This window comes from Thermomonas sp. HDW16, assembly GCF_011302915.1.
In the GTDB taxonomy this organism is placed as follows: domain Bacteria; phylum Pseudomonadota; class Gammaproteobacteria; order Xanthomonadales; family Xanthomonadaceae; genus Thermomonas.
This window is the reverse complement of the sequence record NZ_CP049872.1, coordinates 435,961-452,842: the sequence shown is the minus strand read 5'-3', so window position 1 is coordinate 452,842 and position 16,882 is coordinate 435,961. Positions and strand designations below refer to the sequence as shown.

Below are 16,882 nucleotides of genomic sequence, written 5' to 3'. Positions count from 1 at the left end.
TCTAGTCGGCCACAGCGACGTTGCCGAACAGCGCCAACGCCTTGGCGAACTCCGCATCCACCGGCGCGAATGCTTCGGTCTTCTCGCCCGAATGCGGATGCACGAAGGCCAGCCGCCGCGCGTGCAGCAGCATGCGGTGGATGCCGAGCATGCGGAAGTTGCGGTTGTGGCGGCCATCGCCATGACTGCTGTCGCCGATCAGGTGATGGAAGTGGTGCTTGAGGTGGCGACGGATCTGCCGGAAGCGACCGGTCTGCGGCGAGGCGCGCAACCACGCATAACGCGAGGTGTCGAAGCCGGAGGAAGGCAGTGGCAATTCGCAGGTCGCCAGCACTTCGAATTCGGTCTGCGCGGGCTTCTTCTGCGGCTTGCCGGGACCGCCATCCAGCGGATGGTCGATGGTGAACGCCTGTTCCGCAGGCCAGCCGCGGCACACCGCCCAGTAATCCTTTTCGACCTCGCCCGACATCAGGGTCTTGCCGAGCTTCGATGCGGTCTCGCGGTCGAACGCCAGCAGCAGACAGCCGCTGGTGGCGCGATCCAGCCGATGCACCAGGAAGATCGGCTTGCCGAACTGCTCGCGTAGCCGATCCGCGGCGAAATCGGTTTCGCCACGTGCCAGCGCACTGTCGTGCACCATCAGGCCGGCCGGTTTGTTCACCACCGCCAGCCATTCGTCGCTGTACAGCACCGGCAGGGATGACGAATCGGACATGGGCGGATCGCAGCACTTCGCTAGACTGCGCGCATTGTCCCGCACTGGAACGGATTCCATGAAACATCCTCGCCTGCATAGTCTTGCCCTCGCCTGTCTGCTCGCCCTGCCCGCCGCCGCCTTCGCCGACGGCATCACCCCGCCCAAGGGCATCACCGCTGCTGCTTGCGTCGAAGGCATCTGCGAATATCGGATGCAGAACGGACTGCGCGTGCTGCTGTTCCCGGACGCCAGCAAGCCCACGGTTACCGTCAACCTCACCTATCTGGTCGGTTCGGTGGACGAGAACTATGGCGAAACCGGCATGGCCCACCTGCTGGAGCACCTGCTGTTCAAGGGCACGCCCACCCATGACGATATCCCCGGCGAACTGAAGAAGCGCGGCGTCGGCTTCAATGCCAGCACCTCGCTGGACCGCACCAACTACTTCAGCAGCTTCCCGGCCAACGACGCCACCCTGGATTACGTGCTGGGCCTTGAAGCCGACCGCATGCTCAATTCTTTCGTCGCCAAGAAGGATCTCGACAGCGAAATGACCGTGGTGCGCAACGAGCTGGAGCGCAACGAGAACAACCCCGGCAGCGTGCTCAACGAGCGCCTGCGCTCCACCGCCTACCTCTGGCACAACTACGGCAACACCACCATCGGCGCGCGCAGCGACGTGGAACACGTGCCGATCGACCGCCTGCAGGCCTTCTACAAGACGTGGTACCAGCCGGACAACGCGGTGCTGATCGTGGCTGGACGTTTCGACCCGACCAAGGTGCTGGCCACCATCAATGCGAAGTTCGGTGCGCTGAAGAAACCCGCACGCGTACTGCCGACCGCCTACACCGTGGAACCCACGCAAGACGGCGAGCGCGAAGTCACCGTGCGCCGCAGCGGCGACATCCGCATCACCAGCGCGGCGTATCACATGCCGGCGGCCACCCATCCAGACACGCCAGCGCTGATGGTGCTGGGCAATATCCTGGGCCAGGCGCCGAGCGGTCGCCTGCACAAGGCGCTGGTGGAATCGAAACTCGCCGCGTTCGCCGGTGCAGGCGCAGGCGCTTCGCATGATCCGGGCACTTTCGGCGTGGTGGTTGCGGTACCGAAGGACGGCGACGCCGCAAAGGCCGAAGCCGAACTGCTGAAGCAGGCCGAGAACATCGCCGCGCAACCGATCACCGCGCAGGAACTGGCGGACGCCAAGCAGCGCATCGCCAATGGTTACGAACTCGCTTTCAACGACGTGAACTCGGTGGGCATGGCCCTGTCCGAATACGTCGCCGCCGGCGATTGGCGGCTGTGGTTCGTGCTGCGCGATGCGATGGACAAGGTCACGCTGGACGACGTGAACCGAGTGGCGAAGACCTACCTCATCCCCAGCAACCGCACGCTGGCCCGCTTCATCCCCACCGACAACGCCGTGCGCGCGACGATCGGCGATGCGCCGTCGGTGGCATCGTTGGTCGATGGCTACAAGGGCCGCGCGGCGGTCGATGCCGGCGAAGTCTTCGACCCCACGCCGGCGAACATCGCCGCACGCACACAGACCTACACCATTGGCGGTTCGCTCACCGTCTCGCTGCTGCCGAAGAAGACCCGTGGCGGCACGGTGGTAGTGAATGCCGATTTCCGCTTCGCCGATGTCGATGCGCTGCGTCGCAGCCCTGAAGGCGCGGCAGGTTTTGCCGGAAGCATGCTGATGCGCGGCAGCAAGACGCTGACCCGCGAGCAGATCGACAAGCGCTTCGAGGCACTGAAGACCGCCGCCAGCGTGAGCGGCGGCAGCCAGGCCGCGAGCATCGGCCTGGAAACCCGTCGTGGCGAACTGGCCGAGGCGCTGACCCTCGCCGCCGACATCCTGCGCAATCCCGCATTCCCGGAAAACGAGTTCGAGCAGTTGCGCCTGCAGGCGATCACCGGCATGGAAGCGCAACGCAAGGAACCCGGCGCGATTGCCGGCAACGCGCTGGCGAAGGCCTTCGATCCGTGGCCAGCCGATCACCCGCTGCGCTACCGCAATCCCGACGAACAACTCGCCAGCCTCAAGGCGCTGAAGCTGGATGATTTGCGCGCTTGGCATCGCGCTGCCTACGGCACGACCGATGGGCAGATCGCCATCGTCGGCGACTTCGACCCGGAACAGGTCAAGCCATTGCTGCAGAAATTGTTCGCCGACTGGAAGCCGGGCGTGGCCTATGCGCCGATCCACACGCGCTACAACGCGGTGGATGCACGCAAACAGAGTTTCGAGACGCCGGACAAGTCGAGCGCGGTGTTCATCGCCCGCCAGAACTTGCCGCTCAACGATGACGATGCGGACTATGCCGCGCTGATGGTCGCCAACAACATCTTCGGCAGTGGCGGCCTGAAGTCGCGCCTTGGCGATCGCGTGCGGCAGAAGGATGGCCTGAGCTACGGCATCGGCAGCGGCATCAGCGCCGACTCCAGCCGCGAAGGCACCGACGATGCCGGCAGCTTCAGCATCCAGGCCATCGCCGCGCCACAGAACGCGGCCAAGCTGGAAGCCGCGGTGCGCGAGGAGCTGGCGCGCTTCGTCAAGGACGGCGTCACGCAAGCGGAATTGCAGGATGCGGTCAGCGGCATGCTCACCCAACGCGAACAATCGCGCGCCAGTGACGGCGCAGTGGCTTCGATGCTGAACTCCGACAACTACCTGGGCCGGCCGATGCTGCGTCGCGCCGAGTTCGACGCCAAGCTGAAATCGCTGACCGTCGAACAGGTGAATGCGGCGATCCGCAAATTCCTCAAGCCGGAGCAGTTGTCGGTGTTCGTGGCCGGTGATTTTGCCGCTGCGGCGAAGTAAGCACCGCTTTGATCCACGACAACAAAGAAGCCCGGGAATTCCCGGGCTTTTTTGTTGGTGCATGCGTTGATGCTTACATCGTCGCGGTATCGATCACGAAGCGATACTTCACGTCACTCTTGAGCATGCGCTCGTAGGCGGCCTCGATGCCTTGCGCGTCGATCATCTCGATGTCGGCGACGATGCCGTGCTCCGCGCAGAAATCCAGCATCTCCTGGGTTTCGGCGATGCCGCCGATCAGCGAGCCGGCGATCGCCTTGCGACCGAAGATCAGGTTGAACACCGCAGGCGACGGATGCGCATGCTCCGGCACGCCGACCAGGCACAGGGTGCCGTCGCGCTTGAGCAGGGTGGTGAACGCATCCAGGTTGTGCGAGGCGGCCACCGTGTTGAGGATGAAATCGAAGCTGCCCGCATGCGCCTTCATCTGCGCCGGATCCTTGGAGATCACCACCTCGTCGGCGCCGAGCTTGCGCGCTTCCTCGCGCTTGGACTCGCTGGTGGTGAACGCCACCACGTGCGCGCCCATCGCGTGCGCCAGCTTGATGCCCATGTGGCCCAGTCCGCCGATGCCGACGACGCCGATCTTCTTGCCCGGCCCCGCGCCCCAATGCCGCAGCGGCGAATACGTGGTGATGCCCGCGCACAGCAGCGGTGCCACGGCGGCCAGTTGTTCCTGCGGATGGCGGATATGCAGCACGAATTTCTTGTCCACCACGATGCGCTGCGAATAGCCGCCCAACGTATGACCAGGCGCATCCGCAGTACGGCCGTTGTAGGTGCCGACAAATCCATTCGTGCAGTACTGCTCGAGACCTTCATCGCAAGACGCGCAATGCTGGCAACTGCCGACCAGGCAACCCACGCCGACCGTATCGCCGACCTTGAAGCCGCTGACATCGCTGCCCACGGCAGTCACGCGACCGACGATCTCATGGCCGGGCACGCAGGGATACAGCGTGCCCGGCCATTCCGAACGCACGGTGTGCAAGTCGGAATGGCAGACGCCGCAATAAGCGATGTCGATCTGCACATCGTTCGCGCCCGGCGCGCGACGGTCGATGTCGAGCGCGGCAACGGGTTTGTCGGCGGCGGTCGCGCCGTAGGCTTTGGTGGTCATGGAAGTTCCGCGGGATGGGGGAGTCGAACGATAACGCCTTTTGCGTTCAGTCAGCGTCGTGGCCACGCCGCCAGGAACGCCCACGCGCCACCCAACCCAGCGATCCAGGTCGCCACCGGCACGCCCAGCAACTGCGGGCCGCCGGCTTCCAGCGCATACAGCACCGCCGCCACGATCATCAGCCCACTGCCAAGCACCGCGGCAACCACGCGCTTCTGTCCATCGCGCGCGACGCGCGCCAACTCGGCCAGGTCGCGCGAGCGCATCGAGAGTTCGTGCTTGCCTTCCACTTGCTGCTGCAGCCAGGCGTGCAGCAGGCGCGGCACTTCCGGCGCGCGGGTGATCATTTCCGGCAGGCGCTTGCGGAATTCACCCGCCAGCCGCTGCGGGCTGTAGCGCTCGGCCAGGATCTGTTCCAGCACCGGCTTGGCCACCGCCCAGATGTCGATCTTCGGATCCAGCTGGCGGCCCACGCCTTCGATATTGAGCAAGGTCTTCTGCAGCAGGATCAGTTGCGGCTGCAAGGTGAGTTCATAGCGCTGCGCGGTGCGGAACAGCTTCACCAGCACTTCGGCCAGAGAAATTTCGCTTAGCGGGCGGGTGAAGTACGGTTCGCAGACCGCGCGGGTGGCGGCCTCCAGTTCGTCGATGCGCAGGTGCGCCGGCATCCAGCCGGCCTGCACGTGCAGTTCGGCGATGCGGCGGTAATCGCGATTGAAGATCGCCATGAAGTTCTCGGCCAGGTAGTACTGATCCTCGCTGGAGAGCTGACCCATGATCCCGAAATCCAGCGCGATGAAACGCGGGTTTTCCTTGCGCGTGGCATCCACCCAGATGTTGCCGGCATGCGCATCGGCGTGGAAGAAGTTGTCGCGAAACACCTGCTGGTAGAACAGGCGCACGCCCTTCGCGGCCAGCGCCTTGCGATCGATGCCCGCTTCGTCGAGCTTGGCGATGTCGTCCGACGGGATGCCGCGCACGCGCTCCTGGGTCATCGCCCGTTCGGCGCTGTGCGACCAGATCACTTCCGGCACGTACAGGTCGGGCGAATCGATCCAGTTGCGGCGCAGCAGCGAGGCGTTGCCGGCTTCGCGCTGCAGGTCGAGTTCGGCAGCCAGGGTGTTCTGGATCTCGGCCACGATCTCGCGCGGGCGGATCTTGTCCGCGCTCGGATGGGTGCGATCGACGATGCCGGCCACGCTGTTCAACAAGGCGATGTCGGCGGCGATCTGCTTGTCGATGCCGGGGCGCAACACCTTGACCACGACTTCGCGCCCACCAGGCAAGGTAGCCGCATGCACCTGCGCGATACTGGCCGAGGCCAGCGGCGTGGTGTCGAAACTCTCGTAGGCATCGTCAATGCTGCGGCCCAGTGCTTGCTCCACCAGCGCCCGCGCCACATCGCCATCGAACGGCGCGACGCGATCCTGCAGGAGCGTGAGCTCCTCGGCGACATCCGGCGGGATCAAATCGCGCCGGGTCGACAGGATCTGTCCGAACTTGACGAAGATCGGCCCGAGATCCTGCAGCGCGAGGCGCAGGCGCGCACCACGCGGCAATTCGGCGATCTGCGCCGGCGCCTTCGGCACGAACGGCCGCATCAGCTTCAGCCAGCGTTCGGCGGGTGTGCCGTCGAGCAGGTCGTCCAATCGATAACGCACCAGCACGCGACCGATGCGCAGCGCACGCAATGCGGACTTCATGCGCCTGCTCCGCGCGCGCGTTGCAGGCGCGCGATCTTCGCGGCGATGCGCTCCACGTCGTCGCGCAACGCATCGACGTCATCATGGAAGGCTTCGAGTTCGGCGCGCGGCACCACGTCGCGACTTTCTTCGGTGACGTACTCGGCGGCGGTTTCGGCGAAGTTCTTGCCGGCGATCTGCGCCTGTTTCAATCCTGCGGCCACCGCCTTGGCAACCTGCACGCCCAGCACTTCGCCGAATACGCGCACGAACGGCAATTGCCAGTCCGGATCGAACCCCTGTGCGAGCTGCTGCAGCCGGCGGGCGAGTTCGGCATCGCCCTCGATGCGCAGCTTGCCAACTGGTGGCGCGTTGTTGTTGCGGAACATCGGCAGTTGCCCGAGCAGGCCGGCCAGCGTGCTGCGCACACCAAGATCGGGTTCCTGCTCGCCATCCAGTGGTCCCACGCGCAGTGCATCGCCCTCCACGCGCACCTGCATCGCGAGCTGCGGAGAAGTCAGCGTCAGCGCCACGCGCTGGCCGTCCAGTCCACGCAAGGCGGCCTGGGTGTCCGCATCCAGCGCCAGCGCGCGATTGAGCGCGGCTTCCAGCGCCTTGCCGGCGGGTTGCTTCCAGTTGAATGGCGCTTCGGTCATGCGGGCATTGTAGCTTCGCCCCGCCCGCTGGCCGGCCGGTATGCGCAGCCGCTCCGTCCAGTCATCCACGACTGAGTCGCGGGCGCGGGCCATCCATGGCCCGCTCTGCGCATACCGGCCGGCCAGCGGGCTACCGATGTCGCAGTGCAAGCAACTTCAGTTTCGTCAAAGAAACGACGCCCGCAACTGGTCGATACCCTCCGCAAAACTTACTTTCGGCACGTAACCGAAATCGCGCGTGGCAGGCGCCATCGAATACCAATGGCTGGTGCTCAGTTGCTCGGCCAAGAAGCGGGTCATCGGCGGCTCGCCCTTCAGCGGCAGCGCATGCCACAGCCCTTCGCAGACCGCGCCGATCAGGTAAGCAGCACGGAACGGAATGGTCTTGTCCACCAGCAGCGCACCTGCGGCAGCGAGCAGCGCATTGATGGTCTCGCGCGTGGTCTTCGGTTCGCCATTGCTGATGAAGTAGGCCTTGCCGGCGCAGGCCGCGCCGGGCGCGAGATGGTCGAACGCATCGAAGTGCGCCTGCGCGGCGTTGTCGATGAAAGTGGTGTCGATCAGGTTTTCGCCATCGCCGACGAAACGTAAACGCCCGGCCTTCGCACGCTCCACCAACCGCGGCAGGATCTGCTGGTCGCCCGGCCCCCAGATCAGGCGCGGACGAAGTGCCACGGTGGCGAGGCTCGCATCGTTCGCCGCCAGCACCGCTTTCTCGGCGATGGTCTTGGTGGTCGCGTACGGCGCCTGGAAGTTTTCGCCGTAAGGCACGGTCTCCGCCGTGCCGCCTTCGACCGGATGCGTCGCGCGATGGGTGACGCTGGGCGTTGAGGTGTAGACCAGCTTGCCGATGCTGTGTGTGCGACAGGCATCCAGCACGTTCTGCGTGCCGACCACATTGGCCTGGTGGTAGCTGCCGTAACTGCCCCAGGCGCCGGCTTTGGCAGCATTGTGGAACACCGCATCGAAGCCGCCGGCAAAGGCGGACATCACTGCGTCGCGATCCGCCAAGTCACCGGCGATTTGGCGCACGCCGATGACATCGAGCGCCGGGTAATGGCCGCGGTTGAAGCTGGTGACGTCATGCCCGCGCTGGACCAGACCGCGACACAGCGCCTGGCCGAGAAAACCACCGCCACCCGTCACCAGAATCTTCATGCGTTGTCCTTCAAGGGTTGCGTCGCGGCCCATGCCGCGAGTTTCTCGCGGCCGATCTTGGCGTTGTGGCGGATATCGACCGGGAAAGGTTTCGGATAGCGCAGGAAAACCTCGACCTTCGCGGTATGTACATAGCCATCAGCCAGATGTCGCAGTTCGGCTTCGATGCGCGGCCATTCGCGTTTGTCGACGCCGGCACGCAATTCCACGCACAGCACTGGCCGCTGCGTGCCCTTCGCGCCGACACCGACCAGCGCGCTGCGCGCCACGTCTGGATGCGTGTTGAACACTGGTTCGATTTGTTCGGTGCATAACGTCGTGGACGCATCCACCACCACGCGCTGGGATTTGCGACCGCAGAACCACAGCCGGCCTTCGCCATCGAAATAGGCTAGATCGCCCATGCGGTGGACGATGCGCTCGCCAAGCGCGCCCTCACCCCGGCCCTCTCCCGCAAGCGGGAGAGGGGGAAGAACCTCGCGGATCTTCGCCAAGCGCGTCTGCGCATCGCGGTTGAAATAGGCATCGGTGGCGCTGGGCCCGGCGACGGTGATCTCGCCGACCTGCCCTGCACCGACCAGCAACGCATCGCTCCAATCGGGGATCGCCTCGTCATCTATGCGGATGATGCGCACTTCATTCGGCCGCACTGGCCGTCCCACGCAGGTGCCCGCGCCGGTTTCGGTGCGTTCGCGCAAGGTCAGCAGTTCGCGGCCTTCGATCACCGCCACCGGCAGGCATTCGGTGGCGCCGTACGGCGTCCACAGCTGCGCATCCGGCGGCAGCAGTTGCAGCATCTTCGCCACGACGTCCGGCGGTACCGGCGCACCGGCACTGGTCACGCGCTTGATCGTCGGCAGCGGTTCGCCATGTTCGGCCAGCACGCGCATCAGTGCGGGTGAGCCGAACAGCTGGGTGATGCCGAAACGCTTGATCGCCGCATGCAGCCTGCGCGGATCCGCCTGCGCGGGCCGCGTCGGATCCATGTCCGGGATGATGCTGGTCAGGCCAAGCGCGGGATCGAACAGGGCAAACGGCGGGAAGGTGGGCAGGTCGATGCCGCCGGCTTCGATGCCGAACGCATCGCGCAGCATGTCGATCTGCGCAACGAAATGCCGGTGCCGATACACCACACCCTTCGGCACGCCGGTGCTGCCGCTGGTGAACAGCAATGCCGCCACGTCGTCTGGCCGGGTGTCCGCGAGTTGCGCGCCGGCACCGGCACCATCGCGCTCGATGTCGGCCAACGTCGCATCGGCGAACCATGCGCGCTTGCCGGTGGTGATGCGCAGCCGCGCCGATTTCGCCCAGCCCAACAGCGTCTTCGCCAGCATCGCCAGCGGAATGCCGATGAAGGCGTCCGCCGCGGCTTCGTCCAGGCATTGCTTCAGCGCGCGCTTGTCGATGCCGGGATCGACCAACACCGGCACCGCGCCGGCCTTGAACAAGGCGAACATGACGAGGAAGAACTCCGGCGTGGGGCGCACCATCACCACCACGCGGGTGCCGCGGACGATGCCGCGCTTCGCGAGGCCGGTGGCGATCGCATCGCTGCGCGCGTCCAGTTGCGCATAGGTCAGGGCGATGTCGTAGGCGCCGTTGCGACCGGGACAGTGCATGGCGATTTGGTCGGGGCGTTCGCGCGCCAATCGAGGCAGCGCGGCGGCGATGTTGCTGGCTTCCGTCATGCCGCCATTGTCGCCGACAATAATGCATGCCCGCCGAACATCCCTGCCTGACCTGTGGTGCCTGCTGCGCATTCTTCCGGGTCAGTTTCCACTGGTCCGAAGCTGATCCCGCGCTGGGCGGCGTGGTGCCGTTCGAGCTGACCGAGCCGCTGCGCACCCACGAACGGGCGATGCGCGGCACCTCGCAGGCGCATCCGCGCTGCATCGCGCTGGATGCCGACATCGGCCGCTACTCGCGCTGCACCATCCACGACCGGCGGCCATCGGTCTGCGCGCTGGTGCCGGCCAGTTACGAATTCGGCGCGGCCAGTGCGCAATGCGACAAGGCACGCCTCGCGCACGGCTTGCCGGTGCTGTTGCCGGAGGACTGGATCGGCGTGGACGAAGCCGAGAAAAACCCGCTGCCGGAGACCTAACGCGGACGCAGCCTTACCCAGGTACGGCGCACGCCGCCGAACGGCATATCGCCGCCGTCCTGGGTCAGCCCGGCCATCACCAGCCGGCGGAACGGCGCGGCGCGGCGGCCCAGGCCCAGCGCGAATTTGCGCAGCGCGCGCGCCGGCAGGCGGTCGTTGCCATACAGGCCGGCGATCAGGCGGGTGGCTTCGTACAACGGACGGGTGGCGGCGCGATGTTCGATGTCGTAGCTGTGCAGCACCGCGTCGCTCCAGTACGGGCGGCCAGCGCGATGCGCCTCCAGTACCCGCTGCGACAACGCATCAACACTGAGCAGCCCGAAATTGAAGCCGTGCGCGGTCACCGGATGCATGCCGACGGCAGCATCGCCCACGGTGGCGAAGCGGCTGGCGACGAAACGCTGCGGGTACACGCCGACCAGCGGATAGGCCACCGGTGGCGCGAGCCGGGTCATCGCGCCCAAGCGGCCATCGAAACGGGCGGCCATGTCGCGGTTGAACTCGTCTTCGGACATCGCTTGCAGGCGGCGAATCTCCTGCTGCGGCAGGGTCAGCACCGCCGAGGACACCTGCGGATCGTGCAGCGGCAGCAGCGCCAGCGTCTGTCCGTAGCGGAACCATTCCCAGGCGGTCTGCGCGTGCGGCACCTCGTGGCGCATGCGGCACACCAGCATGGTGCGGCCGAAATCGTGCATCGATGCGCGAATTCCCACCGCGCGACGCGTCTCCGAAAAGCGGCTGTCGGCGGCGATCAGCAACTGCGCGCGCAGTTCACGGCCATCGGACAGGGCGAGCACCGCGCCTGCGGCATCGGCATGCACCAGGCTGACTTTTTCGCCATCGAGCAGCGTCAGATCCGGCTGGCCGGCCACCGCCTCCCACGCGGCGCGGCGGATCGCGTGGTTGCCGGCCATCCAGCCCAGGTTGTCCTTGCCGGCCTCCTCTGGCGTGAACAGCAGGCCGTCGCGATCATCGCCATCCAGCACCTTGGCCTGGCGCAACAGGCCGATCTCCTCCTCGCTCAGGCGTTCCCACAGGCCCAGCTTGGCCATCAAGCGCTGCGAGTGATGGGTCAGCGCGATCTCGCGGCCATCGTCCGGCGGATCGGCCAGGCGTTCGGCGGCGGCCTGCTCCACCAACACCACCTTGAGGCCGCTGCCGGCCAGCGCTCGGGCGAAGCACAGGCCGGCGGGACCGGCACCGACGATGGCGATATCGCACTGCATGGGAAACCTCCCGGATCGGGGTTCCCACGCTATCGGAGCGGGCTGGCGACGCCTTGACCCGGATCAACCTACAGCGGATTGCGATCCAGAAAGGTGCGGATCGCCGGCACCAGCACTTCGTGCTTGTCTTCCAGCACGTAATGGTTGGCGTCATCGAACGCATACACTTCGGCATTCGGCAATGCCGTGCGAAAGCCGGCCAGGAAATGCTTGTCGAACACGAAGTCCTTCAGGCCCCAACCGATGAACGCCGGACGATCCGCATAACCGGGCAGCGCGGCTTCGGCCGCTTTGACCAGCGGCATGGCGCGGTCGCCATCGTTCAATGGAATGTCCTGCATGAAGCGCAGCGTGCTGATCGCTTCATCCCAGCCGTCGTAGACGCCGGCATAGGCCACGCGCACATCCTTCGGTAACGAACGGGTGGTGCCGAACCACGCCGCGCCGCGCGCAAACAGGTTGAAGCGGCGGATCAGCCAGCCGCCGAATTTCGAATCGCGGCCCATCGCCAGCCGGCTCGGGAAGCGCTTGGCCTGCGGCAGCGGGAAGCTGGCGGTATTGGTGATCACCAATCGCTTCACTCGCGATGGATCACGCAGCGCCCAGCCGAAACCGATCATCCCGCCCCAATCGTGCACGGCAAGCGTCACCGGGCCATCGATGCCCAAGTGCTTGAGCAAGGCATCGAGGTCGTCGATCCGCGACTGCAACGTGTAGTCGTAACGCGGTTGCGCTGACGGCGCATCGTCCGGCCGATCCGACAAGCCCATGCCGACGTGGTCGGGCACGATGCAGCGGTACTTGTCGCGCAGGCCACTGACCAAGTGCCGCCAGTAGAAGCTCCACGACGGATTGCCGTGCAGCATGACGATCACCTCGCTGGCATCACCTGCAACAGACGGCGGCCCTTCATCAAGGAAGGACATGGCGATGCCGGGGTGCGGCTGGAAGCGCTGGGGCTGGAACGGGTAATCGGGAAAATCGTGCATCGGACTTCGCAATGAAAAGGGCCGGCAGGCCGGCCCTTGCTTTTCAGTGAAGCAGGCTTACCAGACCACTTCCGCCATCGAACAATTCAGCCCGGAACCGATGCCGAGCAGGGCCACCCGGTCGCCCTTCTTCAGGCGGCCGAGTTCGCGCAGCTTGGACAGCACGATCGGCACCGATGCCGGGCCGATGTTGCCGTGTTCGCCGAAGATCGTCAGGACTTTCTTGGGGTCGATGCCGATCGCCTTGGTGAAGGCCGCGGTATGCACCTTGCTGACCTGGTGGATCACGATCTGGTCCAGCTCATCCGCGGCCCAGCCCAGCGCATGCTTGGCGGCGATGAAGGTCTTCTGCGCCAGCTTGATGCCTTCGATCAGCAGCATGCGGGTGTCGGTGACCATGCCATCCAGGTTGCCGCGGCACAACTTGTTCCACTCGGTGGCGGCGCGGGTCACGCCGCCCCGGTAGCGCGGTGCGCCCGGGGCCAGTTCGGCGCGGGCCAGCACCATCGCCGCGGCACCGGAGCCCAAGGTCAGGGTGGCCAGCTCATTGCGGAACTGTTCTTCGGTGGCGTCATCGCGGCCCAGGCGCTCGAGGGTTTTCTCGTAGGCCAGGTTGGCGGTTTCGCCGTCGACGATCAGCGCGTATTCGATCTCGCCGCGCTCGATCATCCGGCTGGCGATGTCCATGCCGTTGATGAAGGCCAGGCAGGCATTGGCCACGTCGAAGTTCTGGCAGGTATCCGGCAGGCCCAGGTTGCCGCTGACGATGCTGGCGGTGGACGGCTCCAGGTAGTCGCGGCTGACCGAGGTATTGACCAGCAGGCCGACCTTGGCCGGATCGATGCCGGCATCGGCCAGCGCCTTCACGCCGGCCAGCGTGGCCACGTCCGAGGCCTGCACATTGTCTTCCCACAGGTAGCGCGCGTGGATGCCGGCGATCTCGCCGAGCACGTCGGTCTTGATGCCGAGGCGATCCAGGGTCGGCTTCAGCCGGGCGTTGATCTCGTCCGAGGACAAGCGGCGCGGCGCATCGATATGGGCCAGGCCGGCAATGGCGACATGTTGGAACAGCATGGGCAGGGACTTTCTGGGGGAGCGCGGAGGCGCATGAACCGCGCAGGATAGCGGTTTTCGCGTCAATACGCTGGCGTATTGACGGAGATCCTGAACGAAAGGGGCCGGGTCAGCGCGCGCAACGCCACATCGCCCAGCGCTGCTCGCCGTCGCGCGGCGGCAACAATGGGCTGATGCTGTCCGCGCCAACGCCCGGGGCCTCGTTGCGGGCCAGGGTTTCCAGCTCGTCGCGCACCTGCGCTTCGCTGCGTTCGTACGGACCCAGCCGGTCCTTCACCGAGACCTCGACCTCCCCACGTTTCTCGCAGCTGGTGGGGGCCGATGCCAGCACCTTTACCTTGGTCGCACCCGGCGCCATGTGCACGAAGGTGCAGCCACTCGTCGCGGCCAACGCGGCCACCAGCAGGATCGAACGCATTGTGTGTCTCCCAAAAGCACGATGCCGGCAGTGTCGCCGGCATCGTGGGGTCATGGCTGAACGGTTCGCTTACTTCGCGACCGGCTTGCCATCGGCGTCGATCACCTGCACCGCGCCCAGGTTCAACGCACGCACGCCCGGCTCGATCTTGCTCAGGTCGCCGACGATCACCCAGGTCAGTGCGTCGGGCTTGACGATGTCCTTCGCCGCTGCCTGCACGTCGGCATCGCGCTGTGCCTCGACGCGACGCTTCAGGGTGGCGACGTAATCATCCGGACGGCCGTACAGCGCGTTGTCGGACAGGGCGCCGGCGACCGCGCCGATCGTCTCGTAACCACCTGGCAGGCTGCGCACGCTGCTGTCCTTGACCTTGGTGATCTCGGCATCGGTCAATGGACGCGACGAAATCACCTCGCGCGCTTCCTTGAGCAGTTCCGCGGCGGACTCGGCGGTCTTGTCGGTCTGCACCGGCGCGTACAGCATGTACGGGCGCTGGCCCTTGGCATTGCTCATGAAGCTGTACGAGCCATACGCCCAGTGCTTGTCCTCGCGCAGGTTCATGTTGAGGCGCGCGGAGAACAGGCCGCCGAACGCATCGTTCATGGTCTCGATGTTGAGGTTGTTGGCAGCGGTGGTCGACGGCGCCAACAGGCCGGCCAGGATCAGCGACTGCTGCGCACCCGGCTTGTCGATCAGGAACACGCGCGGCTTGGCCTGCGACGCGACCTGCGGGATCGACTTGCTGCCCTTCTTGGCCGCGGGCGCCTGCCAGTCGCCGAACACGGCATCCAGCTGCTTGGTGATTTCCGGCAAGGTGGTATCGCCGGCGACCAGGATGCGCACGTTATCCGGGCGAATCCAGGCCGACTGCCAGGCGCGCAGGTCGGCGGCGCTCAGCGCCTTGATCGCTGCTTCGTTGCCGGTGCCGGAGAACGGGATGGCGTACGGATGGCCGGCGCCGTAGACCAACGGCGGCAACACACGCAGCGCCAATCCGACCGGCTGGGTCTTCTCCTGGGCGATACCGGCGATCCACTGCGCGCGCTGGCGCTCGATGTCGGCATCGCGGAACGCCGGGTTGCGCACCACGTCGGCAAGCAGGGCCAGCGACGGCGCCATGTTGGCGGTGAGCAGGTTGGCACTGGCGGTGCAGGCATCCAGCCCGCAGCCGGTGGACATGTTCAGACCCAGGCGCTCGCGGGTCTGCGCGATCTGCACCGAATCCAGGCTCGCGGTGCCTTCATCGAGCATGCTGGTGGTGAAGCTGGCGGTGCCGAGCTTGCCGCCGGCATCGCTGGCGTAGCCGGCATCGAACTGCAGAGCCACGTTGACCACCGGCACGCTGTGGCGTTCGGCCAGCACCACTTCGATGCCGTTCTTCAGCTTGCCGCGCTGCACGGTGGGGAAGCTCAGGTCGGGGAAGCTGCTGACTTCCGGCACGCCCTTGCTGCGATCCACGGTCGAAGCCGTGGTGGTGTACTTGTCGGTCGGTGCGGCAGGCAGGTCGGCGGGCCGCTTGCCGGCAGGCAGGCTGACGATCGGCGTGTCCTTCGGCTCGCCGGCCGCCGGCACCACGGTCAGGGTGAAGTCGCCCTTGGACAGCCAGCGCTTGGCTGCGGCCTGCACATCGGCCGCGGTGGCGGACTGGAACCACTCGAAGTCGCGCTTCCAGCCATCGGCACTGCCCAGGTACAGCAGGCTTTCGGCCAGTCGGCTGGCCTTGCCGCCCACGCGTTCCAGGCTGCGCACGTTCGCGGCGTAGGCGGTCGCCTTGTAGCGGGCCAGTTCTTCCTCGGTTGGCCCATTGGCCAGGAACTTCGCCAGCTCCTCGTTGATCGCGGCTTCGACCTTGGCCGGGTCGACGCCTTGCTTCACATCGGCCTCCCAGTTGAACGCACTGACCAGCTCGAACGGCTGCACCGAGGCGGACACGCTGTCGACCAGCTTGTCCTGGTAGACCAGGCGCTGGTACAGGCGGCTGCTCTTGCCGCCGGCCAGCACGTCGGAGGCAAGGTCGAGCAGGACCAGGTCGCGGTCGCCACGGCCGGGGATGTTCCAGGTGCGGGTGATGCGCACCTGGGCCACGCGATCCTCGATCTGCACGCGGCTGGAGGCATCGCGTGGCGCCGTCCACTTGGCCTGCTGCGGCACCGGCTTGCCGGCGGGGATATCGCCGAAGTACTTCGCCACTTTTTCCTTGGCGGTGGCGACGTCGATGTCGCCGGCCAGCACGATCACCGTATTGGCCGCGCCGTAGTAATCGCGGAACCAGCTCTTCACGTCCTCAAGCGAAGCCGCGTTGAGGTCTTCCATCGAACCGATCGTGCTGTGGTGGTACGGATGGTTGGACGGCACCGTGTTCGCCAGCATGTAGTACTCGCTGCGGCCGTAGGGCTCATTGTCGCCCTGGCGCTTCTCGTTCTGCACCACGCCGCGCTGCTCGTCCAGGGTCTTCTGGTCGATCGCACCCAGCAGATGGCCCATCCGGTCGGATTCCATCCACAGCGCCATGTCCAGCGCAGTGGTCGGCACGGTTTCGTAGTAGTTGGTGCGGTCGAACCAGGTGGTGCCGTTGATGTCGGAGACGCCGGCCTTCTCGAACGGATCGAAATATTCGCCGGGGTTGTTCTCCGAACCGTTGAACATCAGGTGCTCGAACAGGTGGGCGAAGCCGGTCTTGCCCTTCGGCTCGTCCTTGCTGCCTACGTGGTACCAGACATTGACCGAGACCACCGGCGCCTTGCGGTCGGTATGCACCACCACGCGCAGGCCGTTCGGCAGGGTGAACTGCTCGTAGGGGATGTCGATGGCGGCGGGCTGCGCGGCCTGCGCCTGCGGCGCATAGACGCCACCGGACAGCGCGGCGGCAAGGGCGAGCGAGAGGATGGCGGTCTTGGGCATGACGGTCTCTTGGGGATGTCGTTG

The 16,882-nt window shown here is 66.0% G+C and carries 13 protein-coding genes; 2 read left to right on the top strand and 11 right to left on the bottom strand.

The genetic code is table 11. The features are described 5' to 3' along the window. Position 1 precedes the first annotated feature (1 nt). A complete protein-coding gene (locus G7079_RS01965) occupies positions 2-775 on the bottom strand; it encodes a pseudouridine synthase (protein ID WP_240906218.1) in 774 nt (257 codons plus the stop codon). Here G7079_RS01965 and G7079_RS01960 point away from each other — a divergent pair. Beyond that, positions 774-3,530: a pitrilysin family protein gene (locus G7079_RS01960; RefSeq protein ID WP_166055048.1), complete on the top strand. Its 2,757-nt coding sequence runs from the start codon at positions 774-776 to the stop codon at positions 3,528-3,530. The two genes, G7079_RS01965 and G7079_RS01960, sit on opposite strands and share 2 nt — an antisense overlap. Before the next feature lie 73 nt (positions 3,531-3,603). On the opposite strand, the gene G7079_RS01955 is transcribed toward G7079_RS01960, so the two are convergent. From G7079_RS01955 to oleC, 5 genes are all read right to left on the bottom strand, one after another. Continuing rightward, positions 3,604-4,650, bottom strand: a complete 1,047-nt coding sequence (locus G7079_RS01955; RefSeq protein ID WP_166055046.1) for an NAD(P)-dependent alcohol dehydrogenase — start codon at positions 4,648-4,650, stop codon at positions 3,604-3,606. A gap of 50 nt (positions 4,651-4,700) precedes the next feature. Then, positions 4,701-6,353: a ubiquinone biosynthesis regulatory protein kinase UbiB gene (gene ubiB, locus G7079_RS01950; RefSeq protein WP_166055044.1), complete on the bottom strand. Its 1,653-nt coding sequence runs from the start codon at positions 6,351-6,353 to the stop codon at positions 4,701-4,703. Beyond that, positions 6,350-6,988 carry an SCP2 sterol-binding domain-containing protein gene (locus G7079_RS01945; protein WP_166055042.1) on the bottom strand — a complete coding sequence of 213 codons (639 nt, stop codon included), beginning with the start codon at positions 6,986-6,988 and terminating at the stop codon, positions 6,350-6,352. The genes ubiB and G7079_RS01945 overlap by 4 nt, the downstream gene beginning before the upstream one ends. A gap of 165 nt (positions 6,989-7,153) precedes the next feature. Next, positions 7,154-8,146: a 2-alkyl-3-oxoalkanoate reductase gene (oleD, locus tag G7079_RS01940; protein ID WP_166055040.1), complete on the bottom strand. Its 993-nt coding sequence runs from the start codon at positions 8,144-8,146 to the stop codon at positions 7,154-7,156. Continuing rightward, positions 8,143-9,834, bottom strand: a complete 1,692-nt coding sequence (gene oleC, locus G7079_RS01935; protein ID WP_166055038.1) for an olefin beta-lactone synthetase — start codon at positions 9,832-9,834, stop codon at positions 8,143-8,145. The genes oleD and oleC overlap by 4 nt, the downstream gene beginning before the upstream one ends. Positions 9,835-9,860: 26 nt before the next feature. On the opposite strand from oleC, the gene G7079_RS01930 reads away from it, so the two are divergent. Then, positions 9,861-10,250, top strand: a complete 390-nt coding sequence (locus G7079_RS01930; RefSeq protein ID WP_166055036.1) for a YkgJ family cysteine cluster protein — start codon at positions 9,861-9,863, stop codon at positions 10,248-10,250. Here G7079_RS01930 and ubiM read toward each other — a convergent pair. The 5 genes from ubiM to G7079_RS01905 all read right to left on the bottom strand — a co-directional run bounded on the left by ubiM (position 10,247) and on the right by G7079_RS01905 (position 16,858). Next, on the bottom strand, positions 10,247-11,476 hold the full coding sequence (ubiM, locus tag G7079_RS01925) for a 5-demethoxyubiquinol-8 5-hydroxylase UbiM (RefSeq protein ID WP_166055034.1): 1,230 nt from the start codon (positions 11,474-11,476) through the stop codon (positions 10,247-10,249). The two genes, G7079_RS01930 and ubiM, sit on opposite strands and share 4 nt — an antisense overlap. Before the next feature lie 68 nt (positions 11,477-11,544). Next, complete coding sequence (locus G7079_RS01920) at positions 11,545-12,465, bottom strand: alpha/beta fold hydrolase (RefSeq protein WP_166055032.1); 921 nt, start codon at positions 12,463-12,465, stop codon at positions 11,545-11,547. A 57-nt stretch (positions 12,466-12,522) separates the two neighbouring features. Then, positions 12,523-13,539, bottom strand: coding sequence for a 3-oxoacyl-ACP synthase III (locus G7079_RS01915; RefSeq protein ID WP_166055030.1), 1,017 nt, complete (start codon positions 13,537-13,539; stop codon positions 12,523-12,525). 109 nt (positions 13,540-13,648) lie between these two features. After that, positions 13,649-13,957, bottom strand: a complete 309-nt coding sequence (locus G7079_RS01910) for a DUF4156 domain-containing protein (RefSeq protein WP_166055028.1) — start codon at positions 13,955-13,957, stop codon at positions 13,649-13,651. A gap of 69 nt (positions 13,958-14,026) precedes the next feature. Next, the gene (locus tag G7079_RS01905) at positions 14,027-16,858 is read right to left on the bottom strand and encodes a pitrilysin family protein (protein ID WP_166055026.1); all 2,832 of its coding nucleotides are present in this window, start codon (positions 16,856-16,858) and stop codon (positions 14,027-14,029) included. Between the last annotated feature and the right edge of the window lie 24 nt (positions 16,859-16,882).